This is a genomic window from Citrobacter portucalensis (genome assembly GCF_002042885.1).
GTDB classification, from domain to species: domain Bacteria; phylum Pseudomonadota; class Gammaproteobacteria; order Enterobacterales; family Enterobacteriaceae; genus Citrobacter; species Citrobacter portucalensis.
The window spans coordinates 25,419-41,889 of sequence record NZ_MVFY01000016.1 but is presented as its reverse complement, the minus strand read 5'-3'; the positions used below and the strand labels follow the sequence as shown (position 1 = coordinate 41,889).

At 52.0% G+C, this 16,471-nt stretch carries 23 protein-coding genes and 1 pseudogene; 17 read left to right on the top strand and 7 right to left on the bottom strand.

Annotation, left to right across the window (positions count from 1 at the left end; translation table 11 throughout):
• The first annotated feature begins 120 nt into the window (after positions 1-120).
• Positions 121-507, top strand: coding sequence for a hypothetical protein (locus tag BZK40_RS20075; RefSeq protein WP_079935182.1), 387 nt, complete (start codon positions 121-123; stop codon positions 505-507).
• A 121-nt stretch (positions 508-628) separates the two neighbouring features.
• Positions 629-1,405: a site-specific integrase gene (locus BZK40_RS20070; RefSeq protein ID WP_079935181.1), complete on the top strand. Its 777-nt coding sequence runs from the start codon at positions 629-631 to the stop codon at positions 1,403-1,405.
• Positions 1,406-1,498: 93 nt separating this feature from the next.
• On the opposite strand, the gene BZK40_RS20065 is transcribed toward BZK40_RS20070, so the two are convergent.
• Positions 1,499-1,783 carry a ribbon-helix-helix protein, CopG family gene (locus BZK40_RS20065; RefSeq protein ID WP_048227676.1) on the bottom strand — a complete coding sequence of 95 codons (285 nt, stop codon included), beginning with the start codon at positions 1,781-1,783 and terminating at the stop codon, positions 1,499-1,501.
• A 47-nt stretch (positions 1,784-1,830) separates the two neighbouring features.
• Entirely contained in the window at positions 1,831-2,484 is a 654-nt protein-coding gene (locus BZK40_RS20060) for an AAA family ATPase (protein ID WP_048227675.1), read from the bottom strand.
• A 277-nt stretch (positions 2,485-2,761) separates the two neighbouring features.
• Here BZK40_RS20060 and parM point away from each other — a divergent pair, with 277 nt between their 5' ends.
• Complete coding sequence (gene parM / locus BZK40_RS20055) at positions 2,762-3,733, top strand: plasmid segregation protein ParM domain-containing protein (protein ID WP_048227674.1); 972 nt, start codon at positions 2,762-2,764, stop codon at positions 3,731-3,733.
• 70 nt (positions 3,734-3,803) lie between these two features.
• On the top strand, positions 3,804-4,127 hold the full coding sequence (locus BZK40_RS20050) for a plasmid partitioning/stability family protein (RefSeq protein WP_232926361.1): 324 nt from the start codon (positions 3,804-3,806) through the stop codon (positions 4,125-4,127).
• A 3-nt stretch (positions 4,128-4,130) separates the two neighbouring features.
• Here BZK40_RS20050 and BZK40_RS20045 read toward each other — a convergent pair whose 3' ends face one another.
• A complete protein-coding gene (locus tag BZK40_RS20045; RefSeq protein WP_048227672.1) occupies positions 4,131-5,402 on the bottom strand; it encodes a Y-family DNA polymerase in 1,272 nt (423 codons plus the stop codon).
• Positions 5,402-5,830, bottom strand: a complete 429-nt coding sequence (gene umuD / locus BZK40_RS20040) for a translesion error-prone DNA polymerase V autoproteolytic subunit (protein WP_048227699.1) — start codon at positions 5,828-5,830, stop codon at positions 5,402-5,404. Before umuD ends, BZK40_RS20045 begins: the two co-directional genes overlap by 1 nt.
• Before the next feature lie 454 nt (positions 5,831-6,284).
• On the opposite strand from umuD, the gene BZK40_RS20035 reads away from it, so the two are divergent.
• The 12 genes from BZK40_RS20035 (at position 6,285) to BZK40_RS24520 (ending at position 15,399) form a co-directional block, all read left to right on the top strand.
• Positions 6,285-7,028 carry a hypothetical protein gene (locus tag BZK40_RS20035; protein ID WP_048227671.1) on the top strand — a complete coding sequence of 248 codons (744 nt, stop codon included), beginning with the start codon at positions 6,285-6,287 and terminating at the stop codon, positions 7,026-7,028.
• 354 nt (positions 7,029-7,382) lie between these two features.
• Positions 7,383-7,844 carry a hypothetical protein gene (locus tag BZK40_RS24270; protein WP_095533165.1) on the top strand — a complete coding sequence of 154 codons (462 nt, stop codon included), beginning with the start codon at positions 7,383-7,385 and terminating at the stop codon, positions 7,842-7,844.
• Positions 7,844-8,182, top strand: coding sequence for a hypothetical protein (locus BZK40_RS20025; protein WP_048227670.1), 339 nt, complete (start codon positions 7,844-7,846; stop codon positions 8,180-8,182). The genes BZK40_RS24270 and BZK40_RS20025 overlap by 1 nt, the downstream gene beginning before the upstream one ends.
• Positions 8,183-8,546: 364 nt before the next feature.
• The gene (locus BZK40_RS20020) at positions 8,547-9,326 is read left to right on the top strand and encodes a YubG family protein (protein ID WP_048227669.1); all 780 of its coding nucleotides are present in this window, start codon (positions 8,547-8,549) and stop codon (positions 9,324-9,326) included.
• A 407-nt stretch (positions 9,327-9,733) separates the two neighbouring features.
• Positions 9,734-10,240 carry an antirestriction protein ArdA gene (locus BZK40_RS20015; protein WP_079935180.1) on the top strand — a complete coding sequence of 169 codons (507 nt, stop codon included), beginning with the start codon at positions 9,734-9,736 and terminating at the stop codon, positions 10,238-10,240.
• 42 nt (positions 10,241-10,282) lie between these two features.
• Complete coding sequence (locus BZK40_RS20010; protein ID WP_048227667.1) at positions 10,283-10,471, top strand: hypothetical protein; 189 nt, start codon at positions 10,283-10,285, stop codon at positions 10,469-10,471.
• A gap of 798 nt (positions 10,472-11,269) precedes the next feature.
• The gene (locus tag BZK40_RS20005; RefSeq protein ID WP_077223967.1) at positions 11,270-11,602 is read left to right on the top strand and encodes a DUF905 family protein; all 333 of its coding nucleotides are present in this window, start codon (positions 11,270-11,272) and stop codon (positions 11,600-11,602) included.
• Between the two features lie 67 nt (positions 11,603-11,669).
• A complete protein-coding gene (locus BZK40_RS20000) occupies positions 11,670-13,658 on the top strand; it encodes a ParB/RepB/Spo0J family partition protein (protein ID WP_048227666.1) in 1,989 nt (662 codons plus the stop codon).
• Between the two features lie 43 nt (positions 13,659-13,701).
• Positions 13,702-14,127 (top strand): conjugation system SOS inhibitor PsiB, encoded by a 426-nt coding sequence (psiB, locus tag BZK40_RS19995; RefSeq protein ID WP_048227665.1) that lies wholly within the window; start codon positions 13,702-13,704, stop codon positions 14,125-14,127.
• Positions 14,124-14,858, top strand: a complete 735-nt coding sequence (locus BZK40_RS19990; protein ID WP_048227664.1) for a plasmid SOS inhibition protein A — start codon at positions 14,124-14,126, stop codon at positions 14,856-14,858. The genes psiB and BZK40_RS19990 overlap by 4 nt, the downstream gene beginning before the upstream one ends.
• Entirely contained in the window at positions 14,855-15,091 is a 237-nt protein-coding gene (locus BZK40_RS19985) for a hypothetical protein (protein ID WP_048227663.1), read from the top strand. Before BZK40_RS19990 ends, BZK40_RS19985 begins: the two co-directional genes overlap by 4 nt.
• Positions 15,092-15,264: 173 nt before the next feature.
• Entirely contained in the window at positions 15,265-15,399 is a 135-nt protein-coding gene (locus BZK40_RS24520) for a DUF5431 family protein (protein ID WP_139762119.1), read from the top strand.
• Here BZK40_RS24520 and relE read toward each other — a convergent pair.
• Complete coding sequence (gene relE / locus BZK40_RS19980) at positions 15,383-15,670, bottom strand: type II toxin-antitoxin system mRNA interferase RelE (RefSeq protein ID WP_000323025.1); 288 nt, start codon at positions 15,668-15,670, stop codon at positions 15,383-15,385. The two genes, BZK40_RS24520 and relE, sit on opposite strands and share 17 nt — an antisense overlap.
• The gene (gene relB / locus BZK40_RS19975) at positions 15,670-15,909 is read right to left on the bottom strand and encodes a type II toxin-antitoxin system antitoxin RelB (protein WP_000534858.1); all 240 of its coding nucleotides are present in this window, start codon (positions 15,907-15,909) and stop codon (positions 15,670-15,672) included. The genes relE and relB overlap by 1 nt, the downstream gene beginning before the upstream one ends.
• A gap of 24 nt (positions 15,910-15,933) precedes the next feature.
• On the opposite strand from relB, the pseudogene ydfV reads away from it, so the two are divergent.
• A pseudogene (ydfV, locus tag BZK40_RS24875) lies at positions 15,934-16,032 on the top strand (protein YdfV); the annotation flags it as partial.
• Between the two features lie 180 nt (positions 16,033-16,212).
• Here the strand turns inward: ydfV and BZK40_RS19970 are convergent.
• On the bottom strand, positions 16,213-16,470 hold the full coding sequence (locus BZK40_RS19970; RefSeq protein ID WP_016152751.1) for a hypothetical protein: 258 nt from the start codon (positions 16,468-16,470) through the stop codon (positions 16,213-16,215).
• Between the last annotated feature and the right edge of the window lies 1 nt (position 16,471).

Here is a 16,471-nt window from a genome sequence, read left to right as displayed (position 1 = left end):
CCACGCAGGACAAGATACTGACGCTGATATTTCTCCTGCTGGTACTGGTAGTGTTAAAAGGTTGAGGTTCACTGACACAGAGTACAGACGGAATTTCTCCACAATAAAGGAACACCGGGAATGGAAAAGTTTGAGTTTGATATGGAGACATTTGTTACCGACACGGAAGAGCAGGATTTCAGTCTCGACCCGCAGACACTGAATGAACTGGCTGCCATGCGTCCACTTTACCCTGAACTGGCACACTGGACCCGGTTTGCATTCTTTGTGGCCTGGGGCGCTTACTCGCAGGACATTTACGCCATCAGTTGGGTGTACTGGCTGACCCGGCAGCGGGATGAAGGTTTTCTGGCTTACTGCTATGCCTGCCAGCGCTGGCCGGCGTTTGATTTTGGCGGGACAGGACTGTATGACGACGATATTCAGGAGCTGGCAGCGCAGCATCCCTGGAACTGCTCTCCGCTGCCGCCTGCTCCCGGCTGGTTACCCGCCGCCTATAAGCTATAACGAGGAGCAACATGACAGTGTCAACATGGAGTGGAATGGCTCTTGCCGATATTCCTGCTGAGTATTTTTACGAACCTTTTGAAACGTGGACGGGTAAACTGCCGGTCCTGGTGCTAAAGCAATGAGTCATCTGATGCCGATCACTCAAACCAACGTTCCTGCAGCACAGCTACCTGTGGCCATCGATTATCCGGCTGCTCTGGCCCTGCGTCAGATGGCGATCGTCCAGGACGAAATGCCGAAGTATCTGCTGGCGCCGGAAGTAAGCGCCCTGCTCCATTATGTCCCCGATCTGCACCGCAAGATGTTGCTGGCCACGCTGTGGAATACCGGCGCGCGCATTAACGAAGCGCTGGCGCTGACCCGGAGTGATTTTTCGCTGGCGCCACCCTACCCGTTTGTGCAGCTGGCCACCCTGAAACAACGGGCGGAAAAGGCGGCCAGAACAGCAGGAAGAATGCCTGCCGGCAGCCAGGCTCATCGCCTGGTGCCGCTGTCAGATAAACAGTACGTCAGTCAGTTGGAGATGATGGTGGCCACGCTGAAAATTCCCCTCGAGCGCCGGAATAAACGTACTGGCAGAACAGAGAAAGCACGCATCTGGGAAATTACGGACCGCACCGTCAGAACCTGGCTGAGTGAAGCGGTTGAATCCGCTGCGGCCGACGGTGTGACATTCTCGGTACCGGTGACTCCACATACTTTTCGGCATTCCTATGCCATGCATATGCTGTACAACGGTATTCCGCTGAAGGTGCTGCAGAGTCTGATGGGGCATAAGAGTATCAGTTCAACGGAGGTCTACACGAAGGTGTTTGCACTCGATGTGGCGGCACGGCACCGGGTACAGTTTCAGATGTCCGGGGCTGAGGCTGTTGCGATGATAAAAAAAATCTAAGATAGCAGTAAGATTCAGAAAAGATTGATTTGATGTTGTTTTAATATTAAAACAACATCAAATTGAAATTGCTTTCATTGTGTTTTGATGTTTTTAGTCGCTGATTTTCTTCTTGCCAGCAATTTGCAAACCATAGTCCAGTATGTTTATGCATGACATATTAATGAAAGCAGCGCGCGATTGCCCGTTCTCTGCAGCTGCTTCATCTATACGCTTAATCAGTTCAGGGTCCATCGTGATTGTGATCTGCTGTTTTTTACCTTTAACAACTCCCTTCGACGCGGGGATTTTTGCATCGGGGGCTGAGTTTATGAAGTTTTCTACTGCCTCATTATTTGAAGCAGATTGCTGGTTTTTGGGTTTTTTTTGGAGCGCCATTTCATATCACCTATACATTACTTTAATATTATTTTGATTGCATTTAACTATTCAAATAGTGTTGATATGAGAGTATCTAGCTCTTGCACTGCAATCTTTTCATGCGAACGTAATTTCAGTTCACTCACGGTCCTTCCACTGCCTGCAGCATTGGCGTAGACTTTTCTTTGATAGATGACTTTGTCGAGGATTGGGATGTCCTCTTTGTACTCTTCCATCATTTCCAGCATATCTCTGTTGTAGGAGGATCTGGCTTGAGTATCTGCTTTGTTCAAAAGCGAATAGCAGACCAACCCATCTCTTATGCTCCGCGCTTCTTTGATTAGTTCGGCGTTGGCATCCATAGCCCAAGCTTCGAAACTTCCCGGTGCTGAAGGGACTAAAAGGACGTCTGTGATTGTCAGAGCTGCCCTCATAGCAGTGGAGTCTCGGCCCCCACATTCGATGATGATATCGTCAAAGTTATCTTTCTGTTGTAAAACCTGGCTCCTTAATACCGGACCTTCAGGGTAATGCGAGCAAGCAATACCTGGCTCAACACCGTCCTCTGAACGAACCAAAATAGCTGTTTGCGACGAACCCTGTTTATCACCATCGACTAACCAAACTTTTTTCCCCTGAAGGGCTCTTTTTACGGCAATGTTGACCGCGAGCGTAGACTTACCTACGCCACCTTTTGTGTTAGCTATCGTAAGTATCATTGCAATCCCTTTTTAATATTAAAACAATATCATGATGATAGTTTTTTTGGCTGTCATGTCAACCGATAGCGATGCTTTTTGGTGAAAGTTACGTCAATTCAGAGTGATATTAAAGTAATATTAAAATAATGTGTTTTCGATGTTCAAATGATTTGATTATGAGTTTGTTTTGATATTATCATGTTCGAAGGGACTCAAAGTGAGTAGTTGCACTGCCGTGAGAATAATTGTTAATACTCACTTTGAGTGTTATCGATATCTGGGCTAAGGAATGACAATGAATATTTTCTGTGACGACGGATCAACAAACGTAAAACTTGCCTGGTATGCCGGGAAAAAGCTGCAGACGTCAGTATCTGCGAACTCGTTCCGTACCGGCTGGAAGGTAGAAGGGCTGGGAAATCGACAGACTTTTAACTATGAGCTCGATGGCAAGAAGTACACCTATGATGAAGTCAGCAATCAGTCCATCCTGACGACTCATATTGAGTATCAGTACACGGATGTGAATGTTCTGGCTGTACATCATGCATTACTTAACAGCGGGCTGAAGCCACAGGCTGTTTCACTGACGGTGACACTGCCTATCAGTGAGTTCTATACAAAAGAATGCCAGAAGAATGAGCTCAACATTCAGCGCAAGATCGACAACCTTATGCGGCCGGTAAAACTGAACAAAGGTGAGACGTTCAGTATTGAACACGTTGAAGTTATGCCGGAATCCCTGCCTGCCGTGTTTACCCGTCTGGTAAAAGACAGTGTCGGGCCTTACGAGAAATCGCTGGTAATCGACCTTGGCGGGACGACCCTAGATGTTGGCGTCATTGTCGGGCAGTTTGATGCGGTCAGTGCCATTCATGGTAATTCGGATATTGGTGTGTCAATGGTCACTCAGAGTGCCCTCAGTGCGCTTCGTATGGCTTCAAGTGATACCAGTGCCATGGTGGCTGATGAATTGATAAAACACCGCCACGATATGGATTTTGTCCGTCAGGTGATTAATGACGAGAGCAAAATCCCACTGGTGATGGATACCATTGAAAGCGCAATCGCCAGTCTGGGGGCTCGGGTGGTGGATGACCTTGCCGATTTCCGTCATGTAAACCGGGTTTATATTGTCGGTGGTGGTGCACCGCTTATCGAAACGGCAGTCCAGGCGGCATGGCAACATCTGGGCCCGAAAGTGGTTATGATGGCCTCTCCACAGACCGCACTGGTAGAAGCGATCGCCGTATTTAAAGGGGAGTAATGAAGTGAGTGAGGAACGGAAAAAATTCACGTTATATCTGCATCCTGAGAGGGATGCAGACAGACAGGCTCTGGAAGTCATTGAAGCCGTTCCCCGTTCTACCCGGGGCGAGTTGTTCCGGAATGCATTTATTTCCGGAATGGCTCTGCAGCAACTGGATCCTAGATTACCCGCGCTTCTGGCCGCGATGCTGAACAAGGAGTTTACAGCTGACCAGTTGACCGGGCTGCTCAGCCAGACCACCGGATGGAAACCTACGCAGGCTGATATTCGCTCAGTGCTTCAGGAACTGGGAGCTGGGCAGTTTACCCCTGCAATCAAGCCCGAAGTCGTAGAGGATGATGAGCAGCAGCGACTGGAAGAAGCCCGAGAAAAAATGAAGAGCTTTCTCTGATACTCAAATTGAGGCGCACGGTATATCAGTCCATTTAGTTGTGTATGCCGGCGACAGCATTTCTCTTTTCATCTGCCAGTCCGGCGCTATTCCGCGCCCAGCAAACCATACCCTCCCGAGCCCTGAATGGTTTATGCCATCCAGGGCTTTCATTAGCTCCTCGCTACATTCCCGCGGCTTAACGTCATCGAAAAGATTTAACTGTGCTACTCCCGTAGGGGTGAAGTCATTCAGCATTACTCCAGCCTTTGCATATCGATGCCCGTCGAGCCAGATACAGTCCAGGGCTTTTACTGAGGCATTAATGATGTCTCGGGTGTCGCGTGTAGGCACTAGAAGCTTTTCACTGGCCACGTTGCCGTAATACGCTTCGTTGACTGCGAAAGGGGAGGTTTTGATAAAGACCGATATGTGCCGGCAGAACTGATGTTCTCCCCGCAATTTTTCAGCCGCGCGTTCGGCGTACTGGCAGATAGCCTGTCGCAACGCTTCGTAAGTCGTGATGCGCTCTCCGAATGATCGGCTGCAGACAATCTGCTGCTTCGCGGGCGGTGCCTCTTCAAGAGATATACAGGCCTCACCGTTCAGCTCGCGTACTGTCCGCTCCAGCACCACGGTAAAGTTCTTTCGTACAAAGGCAGGGTTCATGCGCGCCAGCTGCAGCGCAGTTGTCACGCCGTATGTATTCAGCTTTTTGCCTATGCGGCGACCAACCCCCCAGATTTCCTCCACTGGCTGCAGTGAGAGCAGTTTCTCCGTCCTACGGAGATTGCCAGTAGTCAGGGCCAGCACGCCCCCAAATTGCGGCCACTCCTTAGAAGCCCATTGTGCTGATTTTGCTAAAGTTTTTGTCGGTCCCATCCCGACACCAATTGTCAGTCCGGTTCCTCTTAGGACGTGCTCGCGCAGCTGCCGTCCGAAATCTTCAAAGTCAGTACAGCCATCGATGCCGCGAATTTCCAGGAACATTTCGTCGATACTATACTGCTCAACGCGGGGCGCCAGTTCTTCCAGATGTGCCATGACCCGGTTGCTCAGACTTGCGTACAGCTCATAATTACTTGAAAACGTTAGGACTTTCTCCGGGAACTGCATTGCTTTTAGCTGAAACCAGGGGATCCCCATTTTGATTCCAAGCCGCTTCGCTTCCTTAGATCTGGCTATAACACAACCATCGTTATTGCTAAGAACAACCACTGGTCTATCACGTAAGTCAGGACGAAAGACCTTCTCACAACTCGCATAAAAGCTGTTCACATCAGCCAGGGCGAACATCAATCATGTCCCCGGGTTTTGTGCACAAATGCCGTCACGACACCGAAGATCTGCAGGTTCTCCGGGTCTGGCCATAGAGTTGGGTAGGCTGGGTTCATCGCCTGCAGTCCAGGCCGTGGCCTCAGCAGCAATCTCTTAACCGTGAACTCTCCCTCTATCTCAGCTATGACGATGTCTCCGTGCTGAGCCTGTTCAGCTTTATCGACGATCATCAAGTCGCCCGAATGCAGGCCGATGTCGGTCATCGAGTTGCCGATAGCTCGTACAAAGTAGGTTGAGCTGGGCCGCGATATACAGTACTGGTTCAGGTCTAATTCGGCCTCCACGTAGTCCTGGGCCGGTGAGGGAAACCCAGCCTGGCAGCGATCGCTATAGAGAGGGATGGGCGTCAACTCTGGATTGCTGTCAGCACGTATAAACTCAAACATAACCACCTCAAATAACACTGTTTGCATATACAGTATTATTGCTTTATTGAAGACACTTTCAAGTATTGATTTTTTGCTGCCTTTAACCCTCTGTAGTTCCTGGAAAAACTCCACCGGTGATGTGGTACCTTGCACTCGTTGAGAGCTGGGTTACTTATCCACAGAATCGGGGGATAACGATGTGGGTATATCCAATGAAGTCACTTTGCTGCTCTATTGCAGTCAGATTATCTCCAGCCATCGCTTAAACAGTTGCACCGTGCCGGCAAAAATAAAGTCGCCTGCTGCTGCACCCGTTCGCACTCCCTCTGGTCGCTTGCGCTGCGGCTTTGCCTCCGGAACTTGAGTTTTGCCTGATGGCACGTTGCCGCCTGTCGCTTATGGCGGGAGATATCCTCCCGTACGTAAAAGCTACGGCAGAAGAAGCCCGGTAAATCAAACGAAGGAGCACCCTATGAATCTTTATATGACTCTTGCACCAACCCGCAGCCGTCAGATCCTGTCAGAAAACAACTGGCCGTCGTCAGTCGTTGTCCAGCCTGATGCAAACTGTTATTGCTTCACTATTTCGGGCCATGTCACTACCGAATCTATTATGGCGATGCTGCCGGCGATTGCTTCACGTGGCCATCTTGATACCCGTGCGGTCCATGGCCTGCAGCAGATGTGCAGTGATCTCAACCTGTGTGCAAGCGTCAGCGGCGAAATCCTGAAAGGTGATCCTTGTGTTCGGGTTGATTTTGTGGAGGCGAACCCGATCTGTATTGGCCTGACTGAAGCGATTGAAGCCGATTTGATGGTCCTGTGCCGTCAGATCTTCATTGATGCCGGCATTATTGGAGAGATGACCGGAGCCCAGTATGAAGGGATTAATATTTTTGAGCGCCAGACACGCCACTTCTGGGTTTTTGGTGAAGCGTGGAATGATATGCCGCCGCTGATGCGCCCGGATGCTGAACAACAGCAACTATGGCTGAAAGAAATTTTTCACCACGGGGCCGCAGTTGTTGCCGTTGGCCTCGCGATTTACCGTGATTTTGATATGGTCCGTGAAGGTGACCGCAGCGCCGGCATTTGCATTATTCGTCCGGGAGCGCCAGTACGCCATTGGCTACCGCTGAAAGCGCTTCATGCTTTGGCTGACGAGGTACGCCAGCGTATCATCCACGATCGGGAATTAACCTCCAGCTTTTCCTGAAGACATCCCCGGGAAACCGTGGCTCATCATCTCTCCCCAGCCATCCACTGCCGGTATTGAACCGGCAGCGTCTGGTTATCCCATCTTCAGGCATGGGTGCGCCGTGCCTTCACTATAGCCCGACTGTGGTGAATGCAAGGGAAGCTGCGCCGCCAGCTGCGCCCGGCCGCCTGTGATTTAACGTCTTATCGTCGTTCCTTCCGTCGGTTTTCCGCTCAATTTTCACGGAAAACCCGTCCGGAACGCCTCTGCTATTACCGGCTACCGGCCTTGCTGGCGCCCTTGCATTAACCACTGATCGTCGGGCTGTCGTGTCGGCACGGCGCAGATGGGTGCCGGGTTAAGGAGGGAAATATGTTTAAGCTGACGTGTATTACGCTGGATGATGGCCAGCATGCGGTGTTTCTCAATGGCCACTGTCTGGCCAGTGACGATGTAAGTGGCCATAAGTTTTCCCTGGGGGAGATCCTTGAGCGTCTGTCCCGGCTACCAGGCGTTCAGACCGAAATGGTGAAATGGCCGGTACCGCCAGGAGACTGGGAGTGGTTTGATGTGGCCAACGCAGTTTTCCCGGCACCTGCTCTGTGGCGTCGTGAAATGACTGTATCGGGGATGATTGCCAGATTGCAGCAACTTCCTCTGGATGCACTTTGTACAGGGACGTTCTGGCTGGCCGACGATTTCCTTTCGCTCGATAACACGCTGGACAACGAGACGATTGAGGCTGCGATGGCACTCGCTGATGAATGCCATGATGCCAATATCGGTTTCAACTGGGATCACCTGCAGTGGGCGATTGAAGAGGCAAAGAAATAATGAATACCTGGTTGATTGGCGTCGATATCGAAGTTTCTGATCTTGAGTTTCCGGCATATTTCCTGATCCAGGCGGAGAGTCTGGCGCTGGCGGAAGCCGGGGTTGTTTATATGGGGAGAACCTGGTGGCAGGAATGCCTGGAAGAGAGTGATGGCTGCCGATGGGCTTATCGTTCCGGAAAGTCGGTCTGGTTTAACAGCATCACACTGCTTGATGATGTTGAAAGTTCTATCCTGCAGGGGCTTAAATTCCTGGATGCCTGGGTTGTTACCGGTGATCTGACAAGCCCGCGGGTTCAGAATCAGTTCAACGAACACTGGGACGAATTCACCCGCTAACCGTGGCCGGGCTGCATTGTCAGCCCGCCAAATCAGCCATAAGGATGTCGTGGACTCCGCTTTTTATGCCGCGCCGGTGTCGCGGCGGGTGTCAACGCCGTGCCTCCACTATAGCCCGACTGCGGTTAATGCAAGGGATATGGCCGGGCCATCTCCACCATCGCCCGGTCGCAGTAAATTTTTTATGTTTTTCAACGTTCTTCCCGTCGTTCTCTCGCTCAGGTTTCGCTCGATAACCGTCCAGACCGTTTCTGCTTTTTTTCTGCGCTGCGGCCTCCGGTTCCGCCCTTGCATTTCCCGCGGATCGTCGGGCTGTCGTATCGGCACGGCGAAGCAGTCGCCGCGTCGAGACAAGGAGAAAACTATGACCACCGCTTATCGCTTTATGCACCGTCACACCCGTAATACGCTGGTTGCCCGTGGCTGGCCAGCCACGATGGATATCGATACCAGCCTGAATTATTCGCGTGGGGAAGGCGTCGCTTTCTATGGACAACTGGGGGCGTCCGATCTGCTGCGCCTGTTGCCTGAAATTGCGCTGCGTGGCCTGATGCCGGATAGCGCACTGAATGAACTGCTGCCATTAGTTAGCGGGAGCGATCTGATTGTTCGTCTTTACCGCAACTCGCTGGGCCACCGCAAAGCCCACGCTGGCACGATTTCGCTGGAATACGATAACTGTCCTGCCGGGATGTCGGTAAAACAAATCCTGTGCCTCCTGAAAGCCCTGCGAGACGAAATCAACCATGTCTGTAGCTGTGTCGCCGCTGCCGGATACCGCCTGACAGAAGCCCTGCGTCCTGCTGCTGATCCTCTGGTGTTTACCCGCCGGACGCGCAACTTCACGCTCTCCGTGATTGAAGTGGAAGCCGGAAGCGATGATACCGAGTGGGATAACGACACTCTCGACGCGCGCCTGAAAGCCGTCCTCGACGGGCAGGAAACGTTTCGTCGCCTCCAGATCCGTCTCGAATGTCACGGTCGCGTTGTTGGTGTCAAGAACGTACCGTTCGCGCTGCGTCACCCGGACAGCCCATCACGCGTATGGTTTGAGCGCCGCTGGTTACGTGATGCGGTCAGCGAGGCCCGCGTCGAAATTGACGCGATGATGCGGTCATTCTCCGGAATCCGGATTGCTGCGTGACCGACGGGCGGGGCAGATTGCCCCGCAGTTCTGTACAGGAATCGGATGTCGCGCTGCTCCGCTATACCAGCGCGACCTCCACGCTGTTACGGGCGCGCGGGGGATGAGATTTCGTGCGGTCTGCGGCTAACGCCGTGCCTTCACTTTAGCCCGACCGCTGCGTATGCAAGGCACGTGGCTGGCGCCACCTCCACCGTCACCCGGTCGCAGTTATTTTTGATGATTATCGGCGTTCTTCCCGTTGTTTTTCTGCTCAAAAATTCGCAGAAAAACCGTCCAGACCGCCTCTTCTTTATCTGCGCTGCGGCCTCCGCTTCCGACCTTGCATCCTCCGCTTTTCGTCGGGCTGTCGTGTCGGCACGGCGTAAGCCGGTACTCAGATAACCTGGACTATGGAGGGAACACCCATGAACACTATCACCACCACCCCGGCGGTATACGTTGGCACTTATCACAAATACAACTGTGGCAGCCTGACCGGAAAATGGTTTGATTTGACCGATTTCGACGAGAAAGAAGACTTTCTGGAAGCCTGTCACGCGCTCCACGCGAATGAGCATGACCCGGAACTGATGTTTCAGGACTGGGAAGGCATTCCTTCTCAGTTTGCCTCTGAAAGCTCTGTGGACTGGGATTTCATCGATGCCTACAAACAGGCGAAGGATGTAGGTAAGGACGCGGCATTTATCGCGTGGGCCGAATACAGCGGCGAATGCGACTTTGACGCGTTCGAAGACGCCTACTATGGCGAGGCCGTGAGCGAAGAAGATTTTGCTGTGGACTACGTGAACGAACACAGCCTGCTGGCGGCTATCCCTGAGAGCCTGCACGGCTACTTTGACTATGACGCGTTTGCCCGTGATTTGTTTATCGACACTTTCAACTTCATTGATGGCTATGTTTTTCGTCGCTAATTCTGATAAGGCAGGGGAAACCCTGCCGGAAAAAGGTTCCCTATGAAAATGACACCTGAAACACGCAAAATTCTGAAACACTACAAAACTCTGGTAAACGAACGCCGCAGGGAATTAGGCCTCAGACCCATAACGACGCCAATGCTCCTTGACGATATTTGTGATTTGTTGACTCGTCGCGAGCAACTTTTTATCGGCGGCCAGTTTATCCAGCAAAAAGTTAAATATTAGTCCCGGAGGCGGCCAATGAGCCGCCTGTTCGCGCGCGGGAAAACCCTGTCATCCCTGCGGGATGACGGCAGGGGAAAGCGCCTGCGGCGCATTCCCTCCGCCGGTGAAGCCGGTGATGAATCAGTTCTGAAATCTGCTTTTCCTGCTGTCGTTTCTGAAACATGCTGACCTGCGTGGGCGTGGGCGTGGGCGTGGGCGTGGGCGTGGGCGTGGGCCGCGTGGCCAGAACCATAACCAGAACGATAAAAACCGGGGCTTTCAGATACTTTTTTTCCACGGGCTGGTTTACCCGGGCGACTTCCCTTCGGGAACCGGGGCTGTCATGCTTCGCACCGAGCCAGCTGCGCTGTCTCTGCCCGGCCCTCCGGTAAACCTTCGGGCAGCGGGTTTCCATCCCAGGCTGTCGCAACGTCAAAGGCTGGCTTGCAGCGACCGTTCCGGTCACGCCGCCCTGTCGCGCCGTTCCTGCGCTCGATGCACCCCGTTCCGGGGTGTAAGGGGCAACGTTGTTGACGTTGCCGGCTCTCTCCCGCCACTTCCTCTGCGTTCATTCCCTGCTGAGTGCCTTTCCGGTCGCTGATACCGCCACAACCCGTCTTGCTGGCCAGGACCGCCGGGGCTTTATCAGCAAATTTTTTCCGGACGAGCCGGAATAAATTTCCCGCTAATCCTGGACAGCTTCACCGGGCCGTGCCCGTTACGCTCTCGCGGAAAGGTCCTCCGCAGTGTGTGAAAACACCAGAAAGAGGACGGCAGGAGAGGCTTTGCCTCTGAAAACCAGACCAGAGGGGTTTTGTGATGTGCAAATCGTTGAAGGATTTTCTGAATCAGCCTGAGTCATTACGGCAGCCTACGGCTGAGGATCATGCGCTGGCGGCGCTGCTGAATGGCGAAGTCGTCAATGCTCCTGCGCCACTGCTTCCGTTGGGCGCTTTTACACGCGAAGACGCGAAAAACGTGTCTGCGTATTACTCCAATGTGACGTTAGAAAACGATCAGTCATCGCATTTTCAGTTAGTTATGCGTGACGAACATGAGCAGTTGATTGAACGGGTCTGGAATTTCCAGCCGGATGCCGGACAGGTACTGAACGGCTACCTGAAAAGTCACGGCAGGGCAGTACAGCAGTAAACGAAAGGTGTTCTGCGGAGATGCACCTCCGCAGAACGCGACAATCATTAAAATGGAGGAAATAACGATGTCAGTAGCAAATGTTAAAGCAAAATCAGCCAAAAAGGCCAACCCGAAGAATAAAGTTATCAGCGCAGAACTGAAAAGCGCGCTTGATTCCGCTGTTATCACATACGTTCCGCTGTCCGATCTTATTAAATCTCCGCTGAACGTGCGTACTATCCCTTACACCGCTGACAGTGTTAAACGTCTGGCTAACTCGATTGAAAACCTCGGGCTTCTGCATAACCTCGTGGTTCACGTGCTGCCGGAGGGCAAATCCGGAGTTGCTGCAGGTGGTAGACGTCTCACCGCACTGAATCTGTTGTGCGAGACGGGACGTATTGGTGCTGATTATCAGGTTCCGGTTAAGTGTGTCAGTGACGAGTTGGCTGTTGAAGCGTCTTACGCTGAGAACAATGAACTGGAGGCGATGCACCCTGCCGAGCAAATTATGGCCTTTGGTAAGCTGGCGGCGCAGGGCAAAACCGCCGCGCAGATTGGTGATGGTCTGGGCTATGGTTCCCGCCATGTTCAGCGCATGTTGAAACTGGCAAACCTTGCCCCAGCACTGCTGGATAAGCTGGCACAGGATGAAATCACTGTTGAGCAGTGTCAGGCTCTGTGCCTTGAATCCAGTCAGGAACGTCAGGTTCAGGTGTTTGACAGCGTCTACGCGCAGTGGGGATCTGTTCAGGCTCATTTACTAAAACGTGCGATCACAGAAACCGAAATTTCTGTTACCAGTTCAGCCTTTCTCTTTGTGGGTCGTGAAGCATATGAAACCGCTGGCGGTGTGGTTCGTGAAGATTTGTTTTCCAAGGAAGAGGGAGCTGGAACGGCTGACAGCGTACTGGTTCAGCGCCTTGTACAGGAAAAACTGGACTCGATTGCACTGCAACACGAACTGAGCGAGGGCTGGTCGTGGAGTATGGGTCGTCCAGAAACGGTAGGTCGTTATGGTCAGGACGGGCAAGACTACCTGCTGCTGGAAAAACCAGAAACCGTCTATACCGATGAAGAACAGGCGCGTCTGGATGAACTGAAAGAGAAATTTAGTACGTTTGACAGTGCCTGTGATGAAGCTGACGAGCTTGATGCCGAAATCTGTCGTATGCAGGAAGAAGCAGGACAACGTGCCTGGACGGATGGGATGAAAGCCTCTGCGGGTGTTGTGGTCAGCTACCAGTATGGCGAACTGGTCATTCAGCGCGGTGTCTGCCGTATTGCAGACCTTCCGACAAAAGAGAACGGAGAAACGGAAAGTGGGGAGGATCCTGTACCTGCGGTGACTTCGATCAAAAAAGATATCACCGAAGGGGTTACCGCGCCGCAACTGCTGAAAATGTCGTCTGAAAGGACGCTTGCTGTTCAGGCAGCGTTGATGAACCAGCCAACCAAAGCCGTGGCGCTGCTGGCATGGCGTATGTGTGCTGAGGTCTTTACGGGGCGTGGAGAGCAGGATAATCCATTTGGTGTTCGCGTGACTGTAGGTCATTACTCACAGACCATGAATGCACCGTCGGGCAAGGAGGGTAAAGCATATACCGCAATCCGGACCGAAGGTGAGCGTCTTGAGGCGCTGTTGCCAGAGGGCTGGCGACAGGATTTAACCTCGTTCTTCTCGCTGGATGGTGGTGTGCTCATGTCTCTTATGGCGTTTTGTACGGCCTGTTCCGTTGACGGTGTTCAGACTCGCGATAACGGTCATACCTCCCGAAGCAAACTTGACGCGCTGGAGACTGCGATCGATTTCAACTTTCGCGACTGGTGGCATCCAACCAAAGACGGATATTTCAAAGGCGTTAAGCATGACCAGATTGTCGAATCCCTGAAAGAGGCTGGAATGGAAGGGGCAGCGTCCGATGCGGCGAAGATGAAGAAGGGCGATGCTGCCGAGCTTGCCGAGGATCGTCTGAAAGACAGTTGCTGGGTTCCTGCGTGGTTATGCGCTCCGCAGCCGAAAGCGATTGAAGAAAACCAGACTGAAACTGACCACTCGGCATTAGCCGCCTGATATGGAGAGCCGCCCCGATGGGGCGGCAATAAGGAGATACCCTATGAGTATTCATCATTCCCGTCTTGCCGCGATGACCGCCGAAGAGTTTGAAGCCCATCGAGCAGCGGGTTTTCAGTATCGCAGTGAACTCACTAATGCCGTCATGAATTCCTTCGCGCTTCCTGACAAATGGGACATGAACGGAGAATTTCGCAGTGAGTTCGGCGGCTTGTTTCCGGTTCAGATTCGCTTTACCCCCGAACATGGGCGCTTTGAAGTGGTGGTATGCAGCCCTGGTGAAATCAGTGATTACTGGCTTGTGCTGATTTCCATGTCTCAGGGAGAGCGTCTGGCCTGTGTTCACCAGTCCTCGTTCTTCGATGCCAGTGAAATCAGCCGCATTTTGTGCCAGGTCAGTGGCCTTCACTGGGATGGATACGGACTATGCGACATCATGTCTATTCTGAAAGAGGAGATACCAGCATGAGCATTCCACGCCATCTCTCTCTTGTGACGCAACTGCCAGAACGTGAAGCTGCACTCCGTGCCATTATGCACGTTGAGGAAACAACTCAGAAGGACAGGCGGTTCGGTAATCCGCCGCACCCTTATGCCCGGGCCTTTTTCCGATTCCTGTGTGGGAGCAGCAAAATTAGCGGTCGCGCCATTAACCAGGTACGCGGCGTGTACTGGTACAAGGACGACAAAGTCCCGCTCGCTCAGTATGAGGAAGCATTTGATACTCTGATTCGCTCGCGGGGTCGGCATTGTTATTCACCGCTTGATACCTCGATGGTGACATCGCTGTTTCCGGAGCAGGCGTTCAGTGTGGGAGAGCGTCAGGCAAGCCGTTACCAGCGTGAAGATGATCTATACAGCCGTCAGGAGGCACGCCGAGAAAGAGAGCGGGAAGAGAAGTATGACAATCTGACCGGGCAGGCCGAAATTGACCTGGCATTTCACACACCGGAGACTATCCGCACCTGGTATGCCCACTGGTCACAACAGGATATCCGGGACTACGATCTGGAAAAAATGCTGTGGGCGTGGACAGAACGTTGTCCGTCACTGGCATCTCTGGTTCGCGGGTATAACCTGTCGGCGCTGGAGGTTGTGCTGGATGTTCACGACGTTGCGGGAGCCAGTTCGCCTGAAGAACGCGAGCTTGAACGCTGGATGGTACCGAACAAGATCACTCTTCGGGAGGTCTGGCCGTGAGAAAACGAAACCCGTTCCGCGAGGAACTGAAACTCGCACGCAGTCAGCGTAAGAAGCTGCAGACCATCGTCGACAAACTGAATGATATGTCTGCCGAATGGGCCGACTGGCATGGCGGACTGGAGACAGATTTTTATCTGTTGGCTGAGGCGGTATACCCGCAACTTGCCGTGCTGGATGAGCAGATTACTGAGTGGGCCAGAGGGGAGGGCGATCCCCGGGAAGACGGATAAGCAGGATAAATTAAGACAGTTAGCTGCCTATTCCTGGGCAGAAAGAGGGATGAACGGTATAATGGCGGTGGCGCTTGAGGCTTTTTGCCTCAGGATGTTCCGGTGGTTTGTACCTGTGTCGTGAGGCAGAAAGACAAAAGCCCCAGTTAATTTTCATTAACCGAGGCCCCTGCATGAATCGACACCATCAGGATAGCCTCTTAGATGCCGTAAGGCAAGGAGAAGAAGGCCATTGTCAACGCAAAGCAGAAGTGTCACCTTCGGTGCGAAACAGAGATGTCATGCTTTGGTTCAGAGAATGCGTTTGACCGCCTCGCTATATACTTCCGAGCGTTCTCTTTTCCCAACAGAAATCACGAAAACGACAACTTTCTCGTCTATAACCTGGTATACAAGGCGATAGCCTGAAGACCGGAGCTTAATCTTGTAACAATCAGGCATACCACGGAGCTTGTTTGCTTCAATCCGGGGTGACTCAAGTACTTCAACCAGCTTCTTTTTCAACTGTTCACGTACCGTCGAGCCCAGCTTTCGCCATTCCTTTAGTGCCCGCTCGTCAAAATCCAGAAAATACGCCATCAGAGTTCATCCAGCGTCACACGTACTGGCTTAGGATTACGAAGCCGTTCTTTCACTATCTCCACAAGTTCAGCATCTTCATCACTCAGGAGTGTCTGTTTGAACGGCAAGCGTTCATTGTCAGCGATATACTCGAGCATGAGACGAAGCGCTTCAGAAGGAGTTACGCCCATTTTTTCAAGCGCGGCGTAAGAACGCGCTTTAAGTTCATCGTCAATACGCAGGTTAATGCTACCCATGTCTTACACCTCTTGTAATTACAAATGTCATTACAAGTATCGCACTACAACATGCTTAGGGCAAGTCACGAAGGAAGTCAGAAAGTAGTCGTAAGAACGGTGATCACTGTCCGCTTTGTGCCATGAGCAGACAGTTCGTACGTAACTATTGTGCTCAGATTTTTCATTGAAGGGATTATTGCGCATATCTGAACCCCACCGCTATGGTCAGTTTGTCCCCGGCTGGGGAAGTCCGGAATGCGTTCACCCTAAGAGGATATTCCGCTTATCCTCTGGGGTAGTTTTGGATTAGTTAAGCTTGTTTTAGGTAGACGAGAGTATATTTAATATTCTCTCCGTAAGTTTATCCTCATAACCTTCCTCTACTGGATGATTGAATTTTACAAGAGGACCAGAACTTTTGGCTTGATCATAAGATCTTTCAAGTACTCCAGGTTCAGCACTCATGCTGTTTATCACAGTAGATAAAACGCTAATAGCAATCTTTGATGCGTGAAGGTCGAGTCTCAGATCGTCTAGATTTCTCTCAAGGATTTCAACGCGTTCATTTAAGTCAGCCATT

Bases quoted from the DNA above. Each gene is read 5' to 3' on its own strand.
- BZK40_RS20075 (WP_079935182.1), top strand. From the start codon at position 121: ATGGAAAAGTTTGAGTTTGATATGGAGACATTTGTTACCGACACGGAA.
- BZK40_RS20070 (WP_079935181.1), top strand. From the start codon at position 629: ATGAGTCATCTGATGCCGATCACTCAAACCAACGTTCCTGCAGCACAG.
- BZK40_RS20065 (WP_048227676.1), bottom strand. From the start codon at position 1,783: ATGGCGCTCCAAAAAAAACCCAAAAACCAGCAATCTGCTTCAAATAAT.
- BZK40_RS20060 (WP_048227675.1), bottom strand. From the start codon at position 2,484: ATGATACTTACGATAGCTAACACAAAAGGTGGCGTAGGTAAGTCTACG.
- parM (WP_048227674.1), top strand. From the start codon at position 2,762: ATGAATATTTTCTGTGACGACGGATCAACAAACGTAAAACTTGCCTGG.
- BZK40_RS20045 (WP_048227672.1), bottom strand. From the start codon at position 5,402: ATGTTCGCCCTGGCTGATGTGAACAGCTTTTATGCGAGTTGTGAGAAG.
- umuD (WP_048227699.1), bottom strand. From the start codon at position 5,830: ATGTTTGAGTTTATACGTGCTGACAGCAATCCAGAGTTGACGCCCATC.
- BZK40_RS20035 (WP_048227671.1), top strand. From the start codon at position 6,285: ATGAATCTTTATATGACTCTTGCACCAACCCGCAGCCGTCAGATCCTG.
- BZK40_RS24270 (WP_095533165.1), top strand. From the start codon at position 7,383: ATGTTTAAGCTGACGTGTATTACGCTGGATGATGGCCAGCATGCGGTG.
- BZK40_RS20025 (WP_048227670.1), top strand. From the start codon at position 7,844: ATGAATACCTGGTTGATTGGCGTCGATATCGAAGTTTCTGATCTTGAG.
- BZK40_RS20020 (WP_048227669.1), top strand. From the start codon at position 8,547: ATGACCACCGCTTATCGCTTTATGCACCGTCACACCCGTAATACGCTG.
- BZK40_RS20015 (WP_079935180.1), top strand. From the start codon at position 9,734: ATGAACACTATCACCACCACCCCGGCGGTATACGTTGGCACTTATCAC.
- BZK40_RS20010 (WP_048227667.1), top strand. From the start codon at position 10,283: ATGAAAATGACACCTGAAACACGCAAAATTCTGAAACACTACAAAACT.
- BZK40_RS20005 (WP_077223967.1), top strand. From the start codon at position 11,270: ATGTGCAAATCGTTGAAGGATTTTCTGAATCAGCCTGAGTCATTACGG.
- BZK40_RS20000 (WP_048227666.1), top strand. From the start codon at position 11,670: ATGTCAGTAGCAAATGTTAAAGCAAAATCAGCCAAAAAGGCCAACCCG.
- psiB (WP_048227665.1), top strand. From the start codon at position 13,702: ATGAGTATTCATCATTCCCGTCTTGCCGCGATGACCGCCGAAGAGTTT.
- BZK40_RS19990 (WP_048227664.1), top strand. From the start codon at position 14,124: ATGAGCATTCCACGCCATCTCTCTCTTGTGACGCAACTGCCAGAACGT.
- BZK40_RS24520 (WP_139762119.1), top strand. From the start codon at position 15,265: ATGAATCGACACCATCAGGATAGCCTCTTAGATGCCGTAAGGCAAGGA.
- relE (WP_000323025.1), bottom strand. From the start codon at position 15,670: ATGGCGTATTTTCTGGATTTTGACGAGCGGGCACTAAAGGAATGGCGA.
- relB (WP_000534858.1), bottom strand. From the start codon at position 15,909: ATGGGTAGCATTAACCTGCGTATTGACGATGAACTTAAAGCGCGTTCT.
- BZK40_RS19970 (WP_016152751.1), bottom strand. From the start codon at position 16,470: ATGGCTGACTTAAATGAACGCGTTGAAATCCTTGAGAGAAATCTAGAC.